At 68.8% G+C, this 19428-nt stretch carries 20 protein-coding genes and 1 pseudogene; 2 read left to right on the top strand and 19 right to left on the bottom strand.

The window, feature by feature from the left end; genetic code table 11:
- Positions 1-185: 185 nt before the first annotated feature.
- Positions 186-1511 carry an RNA 5'-3' helicase PhoH2 gene (gene phoH2 / locus HDA41_RS25925; RefSeq protein WP_184987654.1) on the bottom strand — a complete coding sequence of 442 codons (1326 nt, stop codon included), beginning with the start codon at positions 1509-1511 and terminating at the stop codon, positions 186-188.
- A 468-nt stretch (positions 1512-1979) separates the two neighbouring features.
- Positions 1980-2753 (bottom strand): isoprenyl transferase, encoded by a 774-nt coding sequence (locus tag HDA41_RS25920; protein ID WP_184987653.1) that lies wholly within the window; start codon positions 2751-2753, stop codon positions 1980-1982.
- 581 nt (positions 2754-3334) lie between these two features.
- Here HDA41_RS25920 and HDA41_RS25915 point away from each other — a divergent pair.
- Entirely contained in the window at positions 3335-4600 is a 1266-nt protein-coding gene (locus tag HDA41_RS25915) for a winged helix DNA-binding domain-containing protein (RefSeq protein ID WP_184987652.1), read from the top strand.
- Between the two features lie 31 nt (positions 4601-4631).
- Here the strand turns inward: HDA41_RS25915 and HDA41_RS25910 are convergent.
- From HDA41_RS25910 to HDA41_RS25895, 4 genes and pseudogenes are all read right to left on the bottom strand, one after another.
- Positions 4632-5430, bottom strand: a pseudogene (locus HDA41_RS25910) (class I SAM-dependent methyltransferase).
- A complete protein-coding gene (locus HDA41_RS25905) occupies positions 5427-5882 on the bottom strand; it encodes a GNAT family N-acetyltransferase (protein ID WP_184987651.1) in 456 nt (151 codons plus the stop codon). Before HDA41_RS25905 ends, HDA41_RS25910 begins: the two are co-directional and overlap by 4 nt.
- A gap of 562 nt (positions 5883-6444) precedes the next feature.
- Positions 6445-7413 carry a hypothetical protein gene (locus HDA41_RS25900; protein WP_184993743.1) on the bottom strand — a complete coding sequence of 323 codons (969 nt, stop codon included), beginning with the start codon at positions 7411-7413 and terminating at the stop codon, positions 6445-6447.
- Positions 7414-7460: 47 nt separating this feature from the next.
- On the bottom strand, positions 7461-8120 hold the full coding sequence (locus tag HDA41_RS25895) for a hypothetical protein (protein ID WP_184987650.1): 660 nt from the start codon (positions 8118-8120) through the stop codon (positions 7461-7463).
- Positions 8121-8464: 344 nt separating this feature from the next.
- On the opposite strand from HDA41_RS25895, the gene HDA41_RS25890 reads away from it, so the two are divergent.
- Entirely contained in the window at positions 8465-8833 is a 369-nt protein-coding gene (locus HDA41_RS25890; protein ID WP_184987648.1) for a DUF192 domain-containing protein, read from the top strand.
- Positions 8834-8864: 31 nt separating this feature from the next.
- Here HDA41_RS25890 and HDA41_RS25885 read toward each other — a convergent pair whose 3' ends face one another.
- From HDA41_RS25885 to HDA41_RS25825, 13 genes are all read right to left on the bottom strand, one after another.
- The gene (locus HDA41_RS25885) at positions 8865-9206 is read right to left on the bottom strand and encodes a hypothetical protein (protein WP_184987646.1); all 342 of its coding nucleotides are present in this window, start codon (positions 9204-9206) and stop codon (positions 8865-8867) included.
- A 31-nt stretch (positions 9207-9237) separates the two neighbouring features.
- Entirely contained in the window at positions 9238-9450 is a 213-nt protein-coding gene (locus HDA41_RS25880; protein WP_184987644.1) for a hypothetical protein, read from the bottom strand.
- A 50-nt stretch (positions 9451-9500) separates the two neighbouring features.
- Positions 9501-9800, bottom strand: coding sequence for a hypothetical protein (locus HDA41_RS25875; RefSeq protein WP_184987642.1), 300 nt, complete (start codon positions 9798-9800; stop codon positions 9501-9503).
- A gap of 4 nt (positions 9801-9804) precedes the next feature.
- The gene (locus HDA41_RS25870) at positions 9805-10818 is read right to left on the bottom strand and encodes a hypothetical protein (protein WP_184987640.1); all 1014 of its coding nucleotides are present in this window, start codon (positions 10816-10818) and stop codon (positions 9805-9807) included.
- The gene (locus HDA41_RS25865; RefSeq protein ID WP_184987638.1) at positions 10815-13415 is read right to left on the bottom strand and encodes a hypothetical protein; all 2601 of its coding nucleotides are present in this window, start codon (positions 13413-13415) and stop codon (positions 10815-10817) included. Before HDA41_RS25865 ends, HDA41_RS25870 begins: the two co-directional genes overlap by 4 nt.
- 323 nt (positions 13416-13738) lie before the next feature.
- Complete coding sequence (locus HDA41_RS25860; RefSeq protein WP_184987636.1) at positions 13739-14131, bottom strand: PIN domain-containing protein; 393 nt, start codon at positions 14129-14131, stop codon at positions 13739-13741.
- Positions 14128-14409 carry an Arc family DNA-binding protein gene (locus HDA41_RS25855; RefSeq protein WP_184987634.1) on the bottom strand — a complete coding sequence of 94 codons (282 nt, stop codon included), beginning with the start codon at positions 14407-14409 and terminating at the stop codon, positions 14128-14130. Before HDA41_RS25855 ends, HDA41_RS25860 begins: the two co-directional genes overlap by 4 nt.
- 114 nt (positions 14410-14523) lie before the next feature.
- On the bottom strand, positions 14524-15171 hold the full coding sequence (locus HDA41_RS25850) for an OmpA family protein (RefSeq protein ID WP_184987631.1): 648 nt from the start codon (positions 15169-15171) through the stop codon (positions 14524-14526).
- A gap of 8 nt (positions 15172-15179) precedes the next feature.
- Positions 15180-15761, bottom strand: a complete 582-nt coding sequence (locus HDA41_RS25845) for a hypothetical protein (RefSeq protein ID WP_184987629.1) — start codon at positions 15759-15761, stop codon at positions 15180-15182.
- 34 nt (positions 15762-15795) lie between these two features.
- Positions 15796-16413, bottom strand: a complete 618-nt coding sequence (locus tag HDA41_RS25840; RefSeq protein WP_184993741.1) for a pilus assembly protein TadG-related protein — start codon at positions 16411-16413, stop codon at positions 15796-15798.
- The gene (locus HDA41_RS25835) at positions 16413-16646 is read right to left on the bottom strand and encodes a hypothetical protein (RefSeq protein ID WP_184987627.1); all 234 of its coding nucleotides are present in this window, start codon (positions 16644-16646) and stop codon (positions 16413-16415) included. Before HDA41_RS25835 ends, HDA41_RS25840 begins: the two co-directional genes overlap by 1 nt.
- A gap of 145 nt (positions 16647-16791) precedes the next feature.
- Positions 16792-17769 (bottom strand): response regulator transcription factor, encoded by a 978-nt coding sequence (locus tag HDA41_RS25830; protein WP_184987625.1) that lies wholly within the window; start codon positions 17767-17769, stop codon positions 16792-16794.
- A gap of 53 nt (positions 17770-17822) precedes the next feature.
- Entirely contained in the window at positions 17823-19418 is a 1596-nt protein-coding gene (locus HDA41_RS25825; protein ID WP_184987623.1) for a sensor histidine kinase, read from the bottom strand.
- Positions 19419-19428: the final 10 nt, after the last annotated feature.

Below are 19428 nucleotides of genomic sequence, written 5' to 3'. Positions count from 1 at the left end.
AGGAGAGAGACTCTGCCGCAACACGACGGGGCAAGGCAATTCCGAGTTGCGTGTGAAAGCTCACATCCCGTTTGGTGCGGGAGATTCACAGAAAGGGCACGCACGAAGGCGCCGCCCGGCTAGGCTCTTCGCCTTTCCGGACGGCGCCAACTACGGAGTAACCGCCCTCGTTTGGGGCAGGACGGTCAGATCTGCCCGTCTTCGAGCATTTCGGTCACAAGAGCGGCGATCTGCGACCTCTCGGACCGGGTCAGGGTCACATGCGCGAACAGCGGATGACCCTTCAGCTTCTCGACGACGGCGACGACACCGTCGTACCGGCCGACCCTCAGGTTGTCCCGCTGGGCCACGTCATGAGTGAGAACCACCCGTGAATTGGCTCCGATCCGGGACAGAACGGTCAGAAGTACGTTCCGTTCCAGCGACTGGGCCTCGTCGACGATCACGAACGCGTCGTGCAGCGAACGCCCGCGGATGTGGGTGAGCGGCAGCACCTCCAGCATCCCGCGGGCGGTGACCTCCTCGATGACCTCCCGGCTGGTGACCGCCGACAGCGTGTCGAACACCGCCTGCGCCCAGGGGCTCATCTTCTCCGCCTCGGTGCCGGGCAGATAGCCGAGCTCCTGCCCGCCCACCGCGTACAGCGGACGGAAGACCATCACCTTCTGGTGCTGACGGCGCTCCAGCACCGCCTCCAGACCCGCGCACAGCGCCAGCGCCGACTTGCCGGTGCCGGCCCGGCCGCCCATCGACACGATCCCGACGTCCGGGTCGAGCAGCAGGTCCAGCGCGATCCGCTGCTCGGCACTGCGGCCCTTGATGCCGAAGACCTCCCGATCCCCGCGCACGACACGGATGCTGCCCTCGGGTGTGACCCGGCCGAGCGCCTTGCCGCGCTCCGACTGGATCATCAGGCCCGTGTGCACCGGCAGGTCGGCGGCCTCGGGGACGTAGACGTGCCCCTCCTCGAAGAGGATGTCCACCTGCTCGCCGGGCAGGGTCAGTTCGGACATTCCGGTCCAGCCAGAGGAGTCCGTGATGGCGAGCTCCGCGCGGTACTCCTCGGCGAGGAGCCCGACGGAGGACGCCTTGATCCTGAGCGGGAGGTCCTTGGACACGACGGTGACATCGAATCCCTCGGCCTGGAGGTTGCGGGCGACCGCGAGGATGCGGGAGTCGTTGTCCCCCAGGCGGTAGCCGCTGGGCAGCACGCTGGGGTCCGAGTGATTGAGCTCGACACGGACGGTTCCGCCGAGGTCCCCGGTCGGGATGGGGGCATCGAGGCGGCCGTACCGCACCCGGTAGTCGTCGAGCAGACGCAGGGCCTGCCGGGCGAAGTAGCCGAGTTCGGGATGGTTCCGCTTGGCCTCCAGTTCCGTCACCACGACGATGGGAAGCACGACCTCGTGCTCGTCGAAGCGGCTCAGGGCGTTCGGGTCGGCCAGCAGGACGCTGGTGTCGAGAACATAGGTGCGCCGGTCGGGCTTGTGGCGCTTTGTGCTGGTCACCACGGAAGGACGTACCCCCTCGGATGAGGTCGGGGAGCGACGGAGTGGAGCTGGACCGGTCGTCGGCCGCCCTGCGCGGGCCGAGAACCGGCCCTCCGCCTTCGTCCGTGCTGTGACCGCACGATCGGGCTGGTGCAAAGGGCCTCCCGGGCGGACGGCCCCGTGCCGTCCGCTGAGATCCGACACCCGGGGTTCGGGCGTCGACCTGACTGGCTTATGCCCTCGAACGAGCGTCGCCATGCCAGGGCATATGACGGCGGGCGGGTGAACTCCGTGTTACGCGCGTCCTCGGAGGGGTACCGGGAGGGGTTGCGACATGCGGTGACCGCGGTGCCCGGCGGCCTGCGGGGTCGTGCGAAGTCCCGCGAAGTCCCGCGCCGGGTGGGGTGGGCCGCAGTGCGCCCGGAGTACTGCTCGTGCGGAAACTGCCGGCTCAGCGCCGTGGCGCCGGTGGCGGGCGGCTCGTGCGGCTCAGCCGCCGTAGCGCCGGTGGCGGGCGGCGTAGTCGCGCAGGGCGCGCAGGAAGTCGACCTTGCGGAAGGCCGGCCAGAACACGTCACAGAAGTAGTACTCGGAGTGCGCGGTCTGCCAGAGCATGAATCCGGACAGCCGCTGCTCACCGCTGGTGCGGATCACCAGGTCGGGGTCGGGCTGGTCGCTCGTGTAGAGGTGACGCCCGATCATGTCGGTGTCGACGGCCTCGGCGAGCTCCTCCATCGAGGTGCCCCGGTCCTGGGCGTCGAGCAGCATGGAGCGCACGGCGTCGGCGATCTCCTGGCGGCCGCCGTAGCCGATGGCGACGTTGACCAGTATCCCGTCGATGTGCGCGGTGGTCTCCTCGGCCTCCTTGAGGACCGTCTGCATCCCGGAGGGCAGGAGGTCGGGTGTGCCCACGTGGTGCACGCGCCAGCGGCCGTCGGCGGCGAGGGTGCGCACGACGTCCTCGATGATGCCGAGCAGCGGGACGAGCTCCTCCTGCGGCCGGTCGAAGTTGTCCGTGGACAGCAGCCAGAGGGTGACGACCTCGACATCCGTCTCGGCGCACCAGCCGAGGAACTCCTCGATCTTCTCGGCACCTGCCCGGTGACCGTGGACGGTGCTGGAACCGGCGGCCTTCGCCCAGCGCCGGTTGCCGTCCATGATGACGCCGATGTGCTTGGGCACCTGAGCGTGGTCCAGGTGGCCTTCCACCCGGCGTGCGTACAGCCTGACCAGCAGGCCACGCAGCTTGTCGCGCAGGTTCACGTGATTGTCAGCCCCTCCGTACGGATCGGACAGGCCGCGGCATGCGGTCCGGTCGCGGCCGCGGGCGGTCCCTGTCCGTGTGGCAGTCCCCAGAGGCGAAGCCTACCCCCGCTGCCACCGTGGGCCGCTCACGGGTGCGGAACGCAGAATTCCGGCCGGTGCTTCAGGCCGTGCCCGAGGCACAAAAAAACGGGCCGGTCCGTGGGGGGGAGACGGACCGGCCCGAGGGGGGGCTTCCACCATAACCCTTCGTAAGTGATGCTGCGTGCATCGGCGTGCCACAACTACTCTCCGGAGCCATCCGGCGACGCCCCGATGTCCGCGGGATCCCTCGTTCACGGCTTGCTCCTGGCCGAAACGCAGCCATGCACAGCCCACTACGCAGCTCATACGCTGCCCGTATGCAGGGGAATCATGCGGCCTGAGAGGGATCCCACGTGTTTGCCGCATCTGGGGCCCCCTCACCTTCTTGTCCTCGTATTCCCCCCAACGGGTGACCCCGGCCGCGAACGCCCGCTTGACCGCCCGCCAGCCCCGCCATTAGGCCAGAACCTGTCCTCTTGCGGGTCTAGCGTCGTGCCATGACGACCTCGAGGATCACGTGGGACGCGGCGAGCGCACGACGGATCGGGCGGCAGTTCCAGGCCGGGCAGGCCACGCAGGCCGGGAGCGGGACGCCCGTCGCCGAGGTGGTCGGCGCGATGATGGGGGCGCACGCGCAGGTGCTGTCCGCGGCCGAGGTGTCGGTGGGGGTTCGGACATCCGCGCTGACACGGGCGGACGTGCGGGCGGCACTCTGGGACGGACATTCGCTGATCAAGACGTACGGCCCGCGCGGAACGGTCCATCTCCTCCCCGCCCACGAACTCCCCCTCTGGTCTGCCGCCTTGACCGCGGTCCCGGCCGGGCCGAGCCCCTTCCCGCCCGACGTACGGCTCACCGAGGAACAGGCCGCCCAGGTCGTGGCGGCGATCGGCGAGGCGCTCGACGGCACGTGCCTGACGCTGACGCTCGACGAACTGACCGAGGAGATCGTCGCGCGGACGGGCCCGTGGGCCGGCGACCGCGTGATGCCCGCCTTCCAGGACATGTGGCCACGCTGGCGGCAGGTGCTGCACCGCGCGGGCTGGGCCGGCGCGCTGTGCTTCGGCCCGAACCGCGGCAGGAAGGCGACGTTCATGCGTCCGCCGGTTGCGGGGGCGGCCGACGGGGGCCGGGGCGAGGGCGAGGGGACGGGGCGCGCGTTGGGGACGGGCGCGGAACGGGGAACCGGCGGGGAATTCGGGACTGGCGGGGAATGGGGGCATGGCGGTGCGTTGGGGACGTTCGTACGCCGTTATCTCCACGCGTACGGGCCGGCGACCCCGCAGCACTTCGCGAAGTGGCTGGCGGCGCCGGCCGGCTGGGCCGCCACCCTGTTCCGGGAGCTGGCCACCGCGGGCGGCATCGAGGAGGTCGGCTTCGAGGGCACGCGGGCGTGGGTGGCCGCGGGTGACACCGAGTTCCCGGACGGGCCCGCGCGGGGCGTGCGGCTGCTGCCGTACTTCGACGCGTACGTCATCGCCGCGCAGCCCCGCGAGCGGCTGTTCCCCGGTGCGGCCTACGAGCGCGCCCTGGCGGGCGGCCAGGCGGGCAACTACCCCGTGCTGCTGGTGGACGGTGTGGTGGCGGGCGTCTGGCACCAGCGGCGCCAGGGTCGTCGTACGACCGTCACGGTCGAGCCACTCGTCCGGCTGACGGCACGGCAGGAACGGGAGCTGGGCGAGCGGGTGGAGCGGGTGGGCGAGGTGCTGGAGGCGAGGCCGGAGTTGGTGGTGGGGGAGGTGAGGGTCGGCCCGCACGCGTGATCCGGCGGGTCGGCGTGTCGTGCGTGCCGGATCAGGCCCGACGGGTGCCCGGCTTGCGTGCGTCGAAGAGGTGGCGGGTGCTGTGGGCGACGAAGGGCCCTTCGGCCTGGATGCGCTCGTGCAGCGCGCGGAGCTGCGGCTCGTACGCCTCGACGGTGAAGCCGGGCACCATCCACACGACCTTCCGCAGGAAGTGCACGACCGCGCCGATGTCGTGGAACTCCATGCGGAGCCGCTCCGCCCGCAGATCGACGACATCCAGCCCCGCGGCCTCGGCGTCGGCCCGCTCACGCTCGGGATGGCGACCGCCGCGTACCTCGCCCGGCTGGGGACCGAGGAAGTGCTCGACGAGTTCGAAGACGCTGCCCGGCCCCACGTGCTGGGCGAAGTACGTCCCTCCGGGCTGGAGGACACGGGCGATCTCCAGCCAGTGCGGGCGGACGGGATGCCGGCTCACGACCAGGTCGAAGGCCGCGTCGGCGAAGGGCAGCGGAGCGTCCTCGGGCGCGGCGACGACCGGCACCCCGCGCGGACGGAGCAGGGCGGTCGCCTTGGCGATGTTCGGCGGCCAGCCCTCGGTGGCGACGGCGAGCAGAGGCCGCTTCGGGGCCTGGGCGAGAGCGAAGTCCAGCACTTCCCCGCCGCCGGTCTGGACGTCGAGCACGGCACGCGCCCGCCCCAGCCGCCCGGGCCATCGACATCGCATACCCCCAGGAGGGCCGCGCCTCGGTGGCCCGCCCCTCGAACCAGGAGAAGTCCCAGCCTTCGGTGGGGACGGAGGCTCCTTCGGCGACGAGGTCTTCGAACGTGCGGTGCGGTCTGTCGGTCACGTCAGAACCAGCAGGACGTGCTCGTCGTCTCCGTGCCGGACGGTGCCGACAGGACGGAAGCCGTGCTTCTCGAGGAGACGTACGGAACCGGTGTTGCCGCTGAACGGGTCGGCATGCAGGGGCCGGTCCTTCTCCCGCTCCAGGAAAAGTCCCAGTGCCCTGCTGCCGATGCCGCGCCCCCAGTACGCCCGCCCCAGCCAGTACCCCAGGAAGCGACGGTCCCCGTCCCACCAGGCGACCAAGTTGCCGGCGACGTCACCGCCCACGGTCACGGTCTGCACGAAGCAGGTGTCGTCCCCGAGCACCCGCTCCTTCCAGTGGGACATGAAGGCCTCCCGCGACCGGGGCGTGAACCTCGACCGCCGGGCTGCCTCGGGATCCTGCTCGTAAGCGCAGAACGCGTCGAGGTCGTCCTCCACGACATCACGCAGCCGCACGTCTTCGATACTCATGCCGGTGAGTGTGGCACCGGGGACTGACAATGCGGGTGCGGAAGCCGTGACTTACGGGACGAGCGGCCGCACTTCCTCGGCGGCGAACCGTACGGAATCCCCGGGGTCCGGTTCGTCACCGGTGGGCTGCGGTCATGGGCCCTTCCTACCTCATCTTGGGGTCATTTCGTTTCTGATTGCAGAGGGTTGGCAAAGCTGACCGTCTCGGCAATCTGGCGGAGGATCGCGCGATACTCCTCGCGGCGAGACATGGCCGGGGTGCTGATGGTGAGAACGGCCATGCGCTTGCAGTCAGAGTGCGGCAGATGGGCGTGAATCTGCAGCAGGGGCTGTTGCGGAAGGCCACTGTCGGACGACGCCTTCAGCTTGGTCTCGCTGAAAGCATCTTCATGAAGTGCGCAAGCTCGTCACCGTCAACGGCTAACCGTTCCGCCATTCGGCTGTTTCCTCTCCCCGTACATGGCGCTTCCGCGGCTAAGTGACTCTATCCGTTCCGCTCATGAGACGGACAGGCGGCCACCCACACGAGTGGCCGCCCCGGCAGTCGGGGCTGTGGCCGGTGTCAGCGGTTGACGGCCTGAATCTCCTGGACGACCACGTCCTGCGTGGCGCCGAACGTGCCGTCGGGGAGGTCGCCGCCCGCGCCTCCGCTGCCGGTCCACTCGATCTTCCAGGTGATCGTGGCCTGGAGCGGGTACGTGCCGTCGCCCGAGGAGCGCAGGTATTTCACCCCACAGGGCGGGGTCTGGTTCGCCTTGCCCTTGGCGTAGGGCTCGCCGATGCGGCCGTTGTTGATGTCGCAGACGCCGGAGTCCGGATAGGTCACGGCGTCCTTGGTGCCCGGTTCGATCCGGAGCGACACCGGTTCGGCCGTCGCGGTCGCCTGAATGCCGAGCACTGGTACGGACGCGGTGACGGAGACCGGCTTGAACTCGGCGGCGTCCAGCCAGGACCAGGTCGGGAGGTTGACCTTGGTCGCCTCGGCGGGTGCCAGGGTCACCTTGGTGCTGGGGACGCGGATCTCGGCGTAGGCGAGTTCGGCGAGGACCTTGGGGGTGACGGCGTTCTCGATGTTCGCGGGCGGGGGGTCGCCCTGGTCCACCCAGAAGATTTCTTCGTCGCAGGAGTCCCAGCCCGGGGGGAAGTCCTTGTTGACGAAGGAGTCCCAGAAGTAGCCCTTGCCGGTCTTGTCCTTGTTGAAGTCCTTGTAGGGATGCCCGTTGACGTAGCGGTCCCGCTGCTTGGCGTCCCACTCGTAACCCGTCGAACCGGCCTCCCAGGTCGGCTCCAGGTACTTCCGCAACTGTTCCGGGGTGTACTTCGGGGCATACCAGCAGGGCGGGGGCGTCCAGGACGTGACCGACGTCAGGGCGCCCGCGGAGTTGCCGGTGCCGTTCTTGGAACGGTCGAAGACGATGCCGCCTGCGGTGACGGAGAGGGTGCCGTCTTTGCCGGCGTTGGCGTCCTGGTTCGATTGACCGTCCGTGCCGCCGAACCCCTTTTCCGCATGGGCAGGGCCGGCGGCAGCCAGTATCAGGGCCGTGAGGCCCGCAACGAAGAGCAGGCGGTTGGTCCGCGTCAAGGCCGGCACTTCGCGCTCCCCCGCTCCGAGATCAGTCGCTCGGTGACCCAGACGCCGTTGTCGTTCTTGCGCAGGGTGCCTGCATAGACGACGTAACTGTCCTTCGTCACCGGCGTGACGTCGGTCTTGCCGGTCTTCAGGAACTTGTTGAACGCCTTGCTCTGGTCTTCGCAATAGACGAGTGCGGCGGTGCCGTCGTCGTTGAGGCTCACGCTCTCGTTGTAGTAGCGGGTCAGACCGGTCGTGCGTGCCTTGTGGTCCACGAACTCCTGGATGTACTTCTGGCTTCCGGCGGCGGCCGTGCCCTCCGAGTAGAAGCGGTAGGCCTTGTCCAGTGGGTCCTGCTTGGCGATTGCCATGTCCACGGCCTTGATGCGCTGCTCGGCATCGTTGAGCACGGCGTCCTTCTGCGCGTCGCCGGTCTTCTTCCACTCGAACTTGTAGGTGACGTCCGACGGCAGCTCGATCTTCGGTCGACCCGTGGAGGCTGGGGCCGACGTGCTGGGAGAAGCCGACTTCTCGGCACCCGCGTCGACTCCCGCGATCTTGTCGTTGTCCTTGCTCTTGGGGCTGTCATCGCTCCCGCACGCGGACAGCGTCAGGGCCGCGGCGGCGGTCAGCGTGAGCGCTGCGAGGAGGGTGGGGCGGCGGTTCACGGTCGGCTCCCGGTAAGAGGCGAGGCTTCTCTTGAGCGAACCAAAGCTATCCAGCGGTGTGGGGCCGCACCAGGGTGACGGTTGTCATCTGACGGGGTGTATGGGGAGGAATTGGTGATTCGTCGACCAGTCTCGTCGCGTTCCAGCCATAACGGTTGCATAACGCGCCAATCCGTCCGTCCGAAAGTGCTGACGTGCCGGGCGTTTCAGTCCTGAACCAGCAAAGGGCTGTGTGGCATGGGACCGTGGGCCTATGTGGGGCCTACTCGCCTACGGATACGTTCGCGTTCTGGTTCGGACAACCGGTGGCCCAGGTGGCAGGGGGACGGTCGGAGGTGGCCCGTATGGGGCGGCAGTGGCGGGACGGGCGTGGGGAGCTGGTCGTGCACGGGAGTGGTGAGGGGCCGGTCGTCCGTGTGCCGTTGGAGATCGCCACCTCCTATCGGGCCCGTACGAGAGGGCTGTTGGGGCGGGATTCCGTCGAGGGAGCGCTGCTGCTCTCCCCCGCCAACAGCGTGCACACCTTCCGGATGCGCATGCCGATCGATGTCGCCTATCTCGATCGTGACCTTCGCGTCATCGCCGTGCGGACCATGCGGCCGGGGCGGTTGGGGCTGCCGCGACTGCGGGCCCGGCATGTGGTGGAGGCGGAGGCAGGGGTGATGGCGGGGTGGGGAGTACGGGAGGGTGTGTCGGTCGAGGTCATCACGTAGCGCCGACCCGTCCCCTTCCAGGACGGCGCCACTACCTGCCACCCTTTTCGCGGGCGATCTCCGGCAGGTCGCTGACACGAATGTGCGGGAGTTGGCCGACCGCGGACCCGACCGCGTCGATCGTGTGCACGGGGGGTTCGTCGTCCGACGCATACAGCCGGGCGCGGACGGACTCTCCTGACGAGGTTGCCGGCCAGTAAGCCGACGGGAGGTCCTCCTCGGCCGGGCAGAGAACGGGAACGCCGAGCGCCGTGGCCAGGCGCCGAGCGAGTTCCGGTTCAGTCGGCGCCTCGTCGACCAGGGCGTCCTCCACGTAGATGTCGAGGGACAACGACGGGTCGTCGCGCAGCCTGTCTTCATGCGGCAGGTCCACCGCTCGACGGCCCTCTGTATTCGCGGCGTCCTCATCGTTCCCCCTCCTGCAGCCCGTCCACGGCGTAGCCCGTGACAGCGCCGATCACCACGACGACGCAGGACATCAGGAGGCCCTCCAGGGAGGCCCGGCCCCCGTGCATGACGATGGTGACGACCTCGGCGAACGGCGGAACTCCGAGGACTGCGGCGAGATGCCGTGGCATCGAGTCGCGGAACGGCTCCCGGTGCGGCCGCGGACCCATGAACGGACCGAACTTCCGAACAGGGGTCCAGGCAGCCGTGCTCCGCGCTCCTAGTCGGGGAATCCCTCCGCGGAACCGGTCACCCCGGCGAACAGCACGACCGGCTCCTCTTTGTCCTCGTGGCCGACGCTCGCGGCGACCAGACGGTCGCCGACCCGCCAGTACAGGAGGTCGCCGAAGTATCCGCTCTCGCACAGTTCCCGGAAGAAGGGCGGGAGCTCGTCGTCGTCCGGGTCCAGGAAGGCGTAGGCGTAGTCCTCCATGGACCCGGCGATCGCCGCCTCCAACTCTCCTAGGAGCACAGCTGTGCGGTCGTCGGGAGCCTCCGCGTGCGCCTCTTCGTATGCCACGGCTTCAGGAGCCGCTCTCCGCCGCCTCGGACAGCAGGCGAGTTGCCTCGGTCACGGCGACGTTCCGGTCGATGTAGCGCCTGGCGAGGTCCTGGGCCCATGGGGAGAACTGGTCCTCTCGCCAAAGCCAGGACAGAATGCCTTCCGCGGTCCAGGCACCGATGCGCATGGCCCACCGGTCACCGAACTCCTCAGGCCCTTCACCTTGCAAGTCCAGCCCCAGCCGCTTGCACTCGTGCCAGCCCTCGGTCATGCGCTCTCGGGTGACCAGCCCGACATCCGGCATCAGATCTCGCAGCACCATGCGGATCTCCAGCCAATCGGGGCGCTCATCCTCGTCTTCGTCCCAGTCCCCCTCCCATTCCGGAATGGGCTCCGGAAACGGCAGCCTCGTGCCGGGCAAAAGCGCTTCAAGAATGGCTCGGGCCTGAGCGAAGCGCTCCTGCGCCGGATCTTCCTCGATCTCCCAGCCGCCCTGCCAACCGACTGTAAGGTTCCGTACCAACTCTGGCAGCAATGGCTCCTCACCTTCGACAGGACGGCTCGCCATACCCCGGTACATTGGCTCCCGCAGGCGCCTCAGCCACCAGCGGCCCCAGCGTCGATCGCTGTCGCCCACATGCCTGTCGGACACCAGTCGTGCCAGCGCCTGCTCGCCGTAAGGCACACCCAGGCGGTGGAGGACGCTGATCGCATCGAACACCGCGAGTCTGGCGCGCACACACGCCTCAGCAAGAACGGCGGCCTCTGGGACGGCGGTCACCTGGCCGTGCTCCACAGCTTTCTCCAGCGAGCGCAACAAACCATGGACACGTGACGACGCCGCATTGCGGGCTCGTTGGGCCATGAAGAGCCGCCGCTGGCCATCGGTAAGCGGCAGGTCAGGCTCCTTCTCAAACCGCTCGTAGAGATCGTGCAATCCTTCGGAGGTCCAGTAGCCGTCGGTGGTCGGCGGAGCGTCGGCCATCGCTGCCGCCAGTTCCCCGAGGATCTCGGGCACCTGCTGATCGTCGGTCATGAGACCCCCAGATACTCCATCGCGGTCTTCGGGTCCTTCATCTTGCCGGAGTGGATGGCCTCGTACTTCTCGGTGTCGCTCTTGGCGTTCCAGGCGTCGTCCATCGCCTTCAGATGAGCGGGGGACACGTCCTGTCCGGCGATGCGGGCTCCCACGCCGTGCTTTGACATCTCCGAAGCAGGCGTGCCCTCGGGGCGGACCTTCGGCTCGTTTACCGCCTTCTGGGCCTTGCTCTGCTTCTTGTACTGGAACTTATCGAAGATCTTCTGCCAGTCCTTGGTCGTGGCGATCTCATAACGGGCTACACGGCCCGGCGCTGTCTTCTGCCAGTCGCCCAACCTCTGCGCCTGGGCGGGCAGGGATGCCTGGGTTGTGGCGTTCCCCCGGTTCTTGACCTCCGCGACGTGGACCTTGCCGTCCTTGCCGCGGTAGGCCACGTCGGCGTCCGGGATACCCGTGACGTCGATCTCGCCGCCCAGGCCATCCGGGAGCTTCGTCTGCCTGTGCTCCTCGCCGACCGACGAGTACACCGTGCTGCCATCCGCCGCCTCGTTCTGCGCCACGCGTTTGGTGGTGTTCGCCTCGGCAAGGTTCTCGGCGAGTTTGTCCTTGTTTTCGGAGTTCAGGACCTTGGACCCCAGCTTCGTCCGGCTGAGGGAGTGGATGTTCTTCTGGTCCATCAGCTCCGAGACGTCGGCGATGGCGTCCGCCGCCTCCTTCTTGCTGATGTCCTTGGAGTTCGGGTCAACGTCGTCCTTGGCCCGCCGGAGGAGGTTCTGGAGCTGGCTCTCCTGCAGGTTGACCCGCTCGCCCTTCGGGAGCTGCTTTTGTGCCTTGATCTGCTCCCGCAGCAGATCGGCCCGCGCGTCCAGCGCCTCCTGCCGGGCCTGGCGCGCGTCGTCGGCGTCGTCGCCCGTGCACTCCTTGCCGCCTCCTTCGGCGACGACGATCGGGCCGCCCTGCGGGGCCGCCAGGACGCCGGTGCCGGTGCCCGGCACTCCGCGCAGGCTGCTCCCACCGCCGTACGGGACGCGCCCGATCGCGATGGTGCAGCTGCCGTTCTTCTCGGCCTTCTTCTTCGCCTCGTCGGCGTGCTTCTGGGCCTCGTCCGCTGCCTTTTTCGCGCCGTCGAAGTCACCCGCCTTCGCCGCCTTGCGGGCCTTCTCCGCCGCGTCCGCCGCCTTGCCGAGGGATTCACCGACCTCGGCCAGCTTCTTGAACTTGGTGAACTTCGTGATCGTCTTCGGACTGAAGATGCCGACGACGCCGACAACGGTGTTGCCGATGGAAGCGCCGTAGTTGCCCTTCTCCCAGTTCTCCTTGTCGACGAACGTGTCGGTCGCAAGGTCGGACACGAAATCCTCGGGCGAGTTGACCCAGCCCCATACGGAGGAGACGTAGTTCCCCTTGTCCCACTCCTCGCCCAGCTCGTCGGCCTTGTCGCCCCACCAGTTCGTGGTGTAGCCCTTCAGGCCGTTCCAGCTGTCCTTGACCGAGCCGACAGGGTCGCTGACGACGTCCATGGTGCTGGCCAGGAAGCTCTTGGTCGGGGCCACGAAGAAGCCACGGACATGGTCCAGGAACGTCCTGTCGTGACGTTCCTGGTCATGTACGTCGTCCCAGAGCGACCTCTGGTCGAACGGCCCCGGAGCGAGAGGGACTGTGTCGTTCGTCCCCGCGCCCTCGTAGGTGATGATCCGAGGTGACCACGCCGGACCGCCGTCGCTGTCGTTGCCGCCCGTACCACCGTCGGCGTCGGCGCCCGTGCCTCGCTGGCCACCGGAACCGGCCTGGGTGCCCGAGTCGCCTTCGGTGCCTGCCTCGCCGTTCGCGCCCCCAGCGCCATCTGCCCCCGCGCCACCGTCCGCGTTCACGCCGCCGTCCGGGTCCGCGCCGTTGCCGCCGTCGGTGCCAGCGCCGGCGTCCGAACCATCGTGGTGCGCACCGTCGTTGTCCCCGGCCGCACCCGTCTCCGTACCGTCGCCCTGCGGAGCGGGGCAGGCCGTGCCCGTCACCGAGCAGACCGCCGACCGGATGCCGTCGGCGATGCGCCCGCCGAGGCCGCCCACCGACAGCGCGACGATGATCGCCGCGACCACCGCGATGAGCCCCGCGTACTCCACCGCGGTCTGGCCCTCGTCCCGCCGCCAGCGGATCATCCTCGCCAGGCTGAACGCCCGGCGCTCCTCCCTGTCCTGGGGAGCAATCTCGAACCACTCACGCGACGGGGCTCGGCGCACCAGCACGATGACCGCGACCGGTATCGCGGCCTGCGTGAAGCCCCGCAGATCACCGTGCATCAGCGTGCCGAACGACAGCCACACGATCCACGCCTGTACGGCGATCAGTGCGCGACTCGTCCACACCCCGCCCCGCCACAGGCGCCGGGCCAGGTAGACCCCGGCCACGCTGGGCAGCGAGTCGTACAGCAGGATCCCGAAGATCTCCCCTGAGTAGTACGTCACCACCGACAGCACGGTGACCACGTACAGGACCGTCAGCGCGAACTGCACCCACAGCAGTACCTGCGCCCAGCCCAGTTCCCTCGGCAACGGCGAACGCCGGTCCCAGGACGGGATGTTCTGTGCGCCCCACATCCCGCTCGGGGGTATCGGGCTACCGGCACCGGACATACGTGACCTCGGTTCGCGGGCGGCAATTCAAGGCGGACACCCGGCCGAGGCTATTGAGAATCGATTACTGGCACATGGGCCCCTGGGCCCAACCCTGCGCCCGCCTGAACCGCAGTTGCCCCCCGAGTTCACTCACGGCGAGGCACAGCTCTCCCAGCACCGTGCGTACATGGACTGGTGGCACGCCAAGTCGCCCGACCCGCGGGCGTCACGAGACGGACATCAAAGCCGGTAAGGCGGACCACCCGCTGTAGGCGTTGCCCGCGCGGCGCCCGGGGCCGGGCTGGTCAGCGGTTCAGGTCCATGACTCCGACTCCGAGCCCGGCATAGAGTTCCGGCGCGACGGTGGTCACGAGCCCTCCGTCGGGGAGCATCGGGTTCGGCCGCGCAGTATGTACGGCTGCCGCTACGCCGAAGCCGAGACCGTCGCGGCACAGCTCGGCAACGGTCACAGCCATCGCGTAGTCGTCATCGACGATGCGGAGTACGTCCAGCAGCACACCGGCGTGAGCGACGATCCCCCCACGCTCGCGCTCAGCCTCAAGGAGGCACAGAACTGGCACCCACAGGCGCACGTCGTCGCTGGCCGCCGCCGCATGAATGAGACCGGAGACCTGCTTGTCGCCTCCCATCGCCAGGAGCGTGGCAGTGTCGAGGACATAGTGTTCGACGAGGTTCAACGCGACGACTCCGCCTCGGCGAGCGCGGCCCGATGAGCGGCAGTGGCTTCACGCATCTTGCGCCGCATCTCCGCCGACTCCTCGTCCGTCACATGATGCCCGAACCGCTCGGCAAGCAGGGCGCGGGTGTGCTCGGCCCGTTCCTTGAGCTGCTCGGGAGTCAGCGTCTGAGCAGCTATCTCCTGCATGAGGGCGCGCAGGCTGGTCCCTCGCGCCTCCGCCACGGCGGCGAGCTGGTCACGGACTTCGGCGGGCACACGAATCATGACGTCGGACATACGGAGAGTATACGTGACGTATACGCCGAGCGCCTCCTGTCTGTGCCACGCACGCCAGAAGCCCCTCCCAGTTCGCGGTTGTACGGGACGGGGCCTCCGGCGTCCGAACGGCGCTCAGCTCTCCGTGCGCGGGAAGGAGACCTCGACGCGGCGGTTCTTCTTGCGGCCGGCCTCCGTGGAGTTGTCCGCGATCGGGTACTGCTCGCCGTAGCCGCGCACCTCGTAGGTGACGTTGGAGTCGTTCAGCTCCTGGTCCAGGACCTCCTGTACGGCGTTGGCGCGCTGCTTGGACAGGACGTCGCCGTGGGCGGAGGAGCCGAGGTTGTCGGTGAAGCCGAAGACGCGGATCTTCGTCGCGTTCTGGGTCTTGATCTCCTCGGCGATCGCGGAGATACGGGCCTTCGCCTGGGCGCCGAGCTTCGCGCTGTCCTTGCCGAAGAGGACCTCGGCCTGGAGGGCGAACTTGACGTCGGCGTTGGTGTCTTCCCGGCGTTCGTCGCCGCTTTGGTCTTCTACGACCTGTTTGATGTCGAGGACCTTGGCGGCGGCCAGGGTGGCGCCCTCAGGGAGTTTGAGGTCGGGGTCGTTCGGGTCGACTTTGACGGGGGCGGGGGCCGAGGCCTCGGTGCCCGGGGGCACGGTGGGGCTTTCGTCGGCATGGGCCGACACGGCGCCGTAGAGGTTCGTGGCGACCATGACCGAGGCTGCGGTGAGGACCAGGGCGAGGCGTGGTGTCGCCTTCCGGGCGAATGTACGGGTCATGGCTGGCCTCACCCGGAGATCTTGATGGTGCCGCTGGAGAATGTCGGCAGTTGCAGAGCGACGTCAGTCGTGCTGGCCGGCGGGGCAGGGAACTGCATGAACACGGGGAGCGTCTGCCCGGCGTCGAGCGTAGTGAGGCCCGTCGTCGTCAGCGGACGCCCGTCGGTGTCACGAAGGACGTAGTAGCGCTTCTTCCCTTTGGAGTCCACGAGAGTTGCACCGCCGAGTGACTGGCCGTGCTTGATGACCTCGGTCTCATCACCACTCGTCTGAGCAGGGATGGCCACCGACTCCCCTCCGTCGTTCTTCACGTTGCCGCTCACCGTGACGAAGCCGCCAGTGTCCCTTTGTGCGGAGGTGACCTGCAGGAGCAGCCCGTCCGTACCCTTGAGTTCGGCCAGAGGTGTCTCCGCCTGCCCCTCCTGAGCACTCGGCTTGGATCCACTGTCCTTGGAAGCGGACGCCGACGGGCTCGCCTTGTCGTCGTCCCCGCCTCCGCCGCCGCAGCCGGCCGCGCTGAGGGCCAGTCCGGTCGCAAGGGTCAGCGCGACCATCCCCCTGCGGGCGCTGGCAGTGAACCGAATGCTCATCTCTCTGCTTCCTTCATCACTCGTCGTTCGCTTGTCAGTCGGCCAGGTGGACGTCGAAGAGGTCCTCGGGTTTCGGCAGAGCATCGGGATCGTCCGGATCCAGGTCCCAGTCCCGCTCCCAGTCCCCGTCTCGGTCCTTGCACGAAAGCCGCGGGAGTACGTCGGGCCCGGCGTCCGCAGCTGGGGGGTCGAAGTCGCAGCGGGGCTCGATCACAGCCGTGGCGGACGCGTTCGATTTCCGGCTCGCCTCGCCGGGGACAACGGAGTCTCCCATGGGCTTGTTGGTCTCGACCTCGACCGTGAAGCGCAGCGGACCTTCCGGATCGGGGCAGCTGATCACTCGGGCATCGTTCTGTGCGGCGAGCTGATGTGCCCGCCAGCACGACGGAGCGAGCCCTTCGGCGATCCCGTTGAAGATGCCCTGCCACTTACTCGGGTCGAGTACGTCCTTCACCCATGCGCCGGCGAGCTGATCCCGCCTGTCCTGGGCCGCTGCGAGTGCCGCCGCGTCGGCTGCGGTCTGGGCGCCGTTCCGATTCGCCGCGGCCTGGCCGACCGCAAAGTAGGCAAACGCGAGAAAGAGCAGGCCCCCCACCACAGTGATGTAGATGGGGAAAGCCTGCCCTGCGTCGCCGTACCGGCGAGGTCGCATCAAGGAGCGACCTTGGCGATCTGAGCCTGGATCTTGGTGAGGATCGTCTGACCGATGTTCGTACCCGTGATCGCCAGAACGATCGCCACGACCACCGCGATGATGCCCAGATACTCGACCGCGGTCTGCCCCTTGTCGCCGGACCGGCGCTGCATGGCCTCGACCGTGGTGTTCTTCCAGCCGTTCACGCGGACCTTGGTCGCAACAGCCGTCTTCAGCATCAGGTCGCTCATGATGTTCCCCTCCGGTTTCGGCGGTGCCGCTTTCGACACGAGAAACGTACGACGGAACACCCCGTCCGTCAGAGGGTCCCAGGGCCCAATCCAGGGCCCAATCGCGCGGGCCCAGCGAACTCTCCCCCCATACCGTCACCGAAGGTCACCCCAGTCCCCGGTGTGAGCCCGGTGCCGTGCCGAGCCACTTCGCCGCGGCCTCGGAGCGGCTGGTGCTGTGGAGCTTGGCGAAGATGCGGTTGATGTGGTTCTTGACCGTCTTCTCGCTGATGAAGCAGGTGGCGGCGATCTGCTGGTTGTTCATGCCGGACGCGATGAGGTCCATGATCTCCGCCTCCCTCGTGCTCAGTTGGAACCGCGATCTGTCCGGAGCGGGCGGACGGCCACTCGTCCACCCAGACGAAGACTGTCCCACACCCGGTTGCACTTGCGAAAGGTTTTCTGGGGAAGTTGGTGGGGTCGGGACCTGTGAGAGACTCATATCAGCTGGTTGAGTGGTTAGTTGGGTCTGATTATGCGGCCATGCGGAAGCGGAATTTCCGTATGCATTCGCATTCACCTTCCCCAGTCCATCCGGTAGGGGCGGGCCCCCCGGGCCCTGGCCCTGGCTCGTGCCCTGGCCCTGCCGGAGCTGGGCCAGCAGGGCACCCGCCGCCGTGGGCGTGAAGTGGGCCCGGCCCTGCTTGATGTCCCTGACCGCGTCGACCAGCTGACCGGCCGTGAACTCGCCGTGGACCAGGTAGCCGCCCGCTCCTCGGCGGAGGGCCTCCTGGACGATCTCCGACTCCCTGCTGTAGGTCAGCATGACGACCGGGGCGATCCGCACCAGGTACGGGAGCGCCGAGATGCCGTCCACGCCGGGCATGCGTACGTCGAGGAGGACGACGTCGGGCCGGTGCTGTTGGGCGGCCTCGTAGGCCTCGCGGCCGTCGGCCGCCTCCGCCACGACCGTGATGTCCTCGCGGCCGGAGAGCAGGGCGGTGAGGCCGGCGCGGACCACCGGGTTGTCGTCGGCCACGACGACCCTGAGGCGGCTCGGCTGTGCGGGCTGCGGGAAGTCGAACGGGTTCTGTGGCGGTGGCGGCGGTGAGGCGCCGGGGTGGGGAGTCGTCTGGTCCGGCATCGGGCTGCCTCCTCTCGTGTCGCGGGGGACGTGTGCGGCGTGGTCACGGGTGGTCAGCCGTGGGGTGCGGTCAGGGCCGCCAGTGGTAGATCCAGGCGGACTTCCGTTCCCTTGGGGTGGCCGCCCCGGCCGATGCGGATGCGGGCGCCCACCGAGGCGGCCCGCTCGACCATGCCGACCAGGCCGAAGTGGCCCGATCGGCGTAGTTGTTCGAGGGTGGTTCCTGGCGGGAGGCCGCGGCCGTCGTCGTAGACGCTGATGCGGAGCAGCTCGCCGTGGACGCCTGCACGGACGTCGACCCGGGTCGGGCCCGCGTGGCGGTGGGCGTTCTCCATGGCCTCCGAGGCGATGGTGAGGAGTTGGCGGGCCACGGCGGGCGGGACGGGGGGCATGGAGTGGTCGCCGGTGGGGCGGCAGGCCGCCGGGAGGCCCGTGCGGGCACTGAAGTCCCGGGTGCGGGCGGCCAGTTCGACCAGTACGTCCGTGCCCTGGCCGGGGTCCGATTCGCGGCGCAGGTCCGCCAGGAGTTCGCGGGATTCGGCGGCGGCTCGGCGGGCTGATCGAGCGACCAGATCGGCCTGCTGCTTGACCAGGGCCGCGTCCATGTGGGCGGCGCCTGCCGAGCCGGCCAGGCCGTCCGCGGCCAGGGCCACACCGTGCAGGGTCTTGGCGACCGAGTCGTGCATCTCGCGGGCCAGTCGGGCGCGTTCGGCGCTGACCGCCTCCGTGACGGCCAGGCGGGCCTGGACCGTCGTCAGGGCCTGGGTGGCCGCGCCGAAGCGGAGCATGAGGTTGCGGAGGCTGGAGCCGACGGCTCCGGCGATGACGCAGAGGCCGGGCAGGAGGGACGACTCGGTGATGCCGGGCTGGGGGTCCTCCATCGCCGCGTGGATGAGAAGGAGCAGCAGGGCCTGGAGGGAGGCGAAGACGCCTGCTCCGCGCCAGCCGTAGACCAGGCCGGCGAGGAGGGGGGTGCAGACACTGACGTAGGCGAGGGTGCTGTCCGGGCCCGCCGAGATGAGCAGGAGGGCACCGAAGAGGGTGTCCGCGGCCAGGAGGGTGGGGTGGCGCAGGAGGAGGGGGCCGAAGCGTTCCCAGTCCCTGAACAGGACGTAGGAGGTCATGAAGGTGACGACCACGGCCGCACCCACCAGGCGGGTGGGGAGTCCCTCGTTGGCGTTGACGAGGGCGGTGGGGGTGGCCAGGGCGATCATGGCCAGCCGGAAGCCGAAGACCTGTCGGCACATGGCCTGGAGGGCGTTGATCTGGATGGGTATCGCCGGGTGTCCGGCTGTGGGTTTCGCCCGGCCTTCGGCCCGGACTGACTTCCCGGCCGCACCATTCTCGCCGCCCCTGCGGCTTTCCCCGACGGGTGTGGGTGACCCCTGTGGAGGCTGAGCACCGTCGGCGGCCGGACCGCCGTTCGTGAGTACCGGCATGGCCGTGTGCGCCTCGTCCATCGCCCCGCCCACCGGCGTGTCCGCCCGCTCCCACCCCGGCGGCAGCGCCGGTGTCGCCGACGTCACCGGGATGTCGGGGGCGCCTGTGCGGACGTGGGCCGGGAGGACCGTGCCTGCAGGTGGGGTGGTGATCTCGGGTGTTCTCGGGCGGCGGCGCAGGCGCCCGGTGCGTTCTCCTGTCATCGACATGGTGTCGCCC

The sequence above is a fragment of the Streptomyces caelestis genome (genome assembly GCF_014205255.1).
Classification (GTDB): Bacteria; Actinomycetota; Actinomycetes; order Streptomycetales; family Streptomycetaceae; genus Streptomyces; species Streptomyces caelestis.
The sequence above is the reverse complement of the archived record's forward strand: the minus strand, read 5'-3'. Positions and strand labels throughout refer to the sequence as shown.

Coding starts and splice junctions, on each gene's coding strand:
- HDA41_RS25890 (WP_184987648.1), top strand. CDS start 8,465: ATGGGGCGGCAGTGGCGGGACGGGCGTGGGGAGCTGGTCGTGCACGGG.
- HDA41_RS25835 (WP_184987627.1), bottom strand. CDS start 16,646: ATGAGCGACCTGATGCTGAAGACGGCTGTTGCGACCAAGGTCCGCGTG.
- HDA41_RS25845 (WP_184987629.1), bottom strand. CDS start 15,761: ATGAGCATTCGGTTCACTGCCAGCGCCCGCAGGGGGATGGTCGCGCTG.
- HDA41_RS25915 (WP_184987652.1), top strand. CDS start 3,335: ATGACGACCTCGAGGATCACGTGGGACGCGGCGAGCGCACGACGGATC.
- HDA41_RS25905 (WP_184987651.1), bottom strand. CDS start 5,882: ATGAGTATCGAAGACGTGCGGCTGCGTGATGTCGTGGAGGACGACCTC.
- HDA41_RS25850 (WP_184987631.1), bottom strand. CDS start 15,171: ATGACCCGTACATTCGCCCGGAAGGCGACACCACGCCTCGCCCTGGTC.
- HDA41_RS25830 (WP_184987625.1), bottom strand. CDS start 17,769: ATGCCGGACCAGACGACTCCCCACCCCGGCGCCTCACCGCCGCCACCG.
- HDA41_RS25825 (WP_184987623.1), bottom strand. CDS start 19,418: ATGTCGATGACAGGAGAACGCACCGGGCGCCTGCGCCGCCGCCCGAGA.
- HDA41_RS25865 (WP_184987638.1), bottom strand. CDS start 13,415: ATGTGGGGCGCACAGAACATCCCGTCCTGGGACCGGCGTTCGCCGTTG.
- HDA41_RS25870 (WP_184987640.1), bottom strand. CDS start 10,818: ATGACCGACGATCAGCAGGTGCCCGAGATCCTCGGGGAACTGGCGGCA.
- HDA41_RS25840 (WP_184993741.1), bottom strand. CDS start 16,413: ATGCGACCTCGCCGGTACGGCGACGCAGGGCAGGCTTTCCCCATCTAC.
- HDA41_RS25880 (WP_184987644.1), bottom strand. CDS start 9,450: ATGGGTCCGCGGCCGCACCGGGAGCCGTTCCGCGACTCGATGCCACGG.
- HDA41_RS25855 (WP_184987634.1), bottom strand. CDS start 14,409: ATGTCCGACGTCATGATTCGTGTGCCCGCCGAAGTCCGTGACCAGCTC.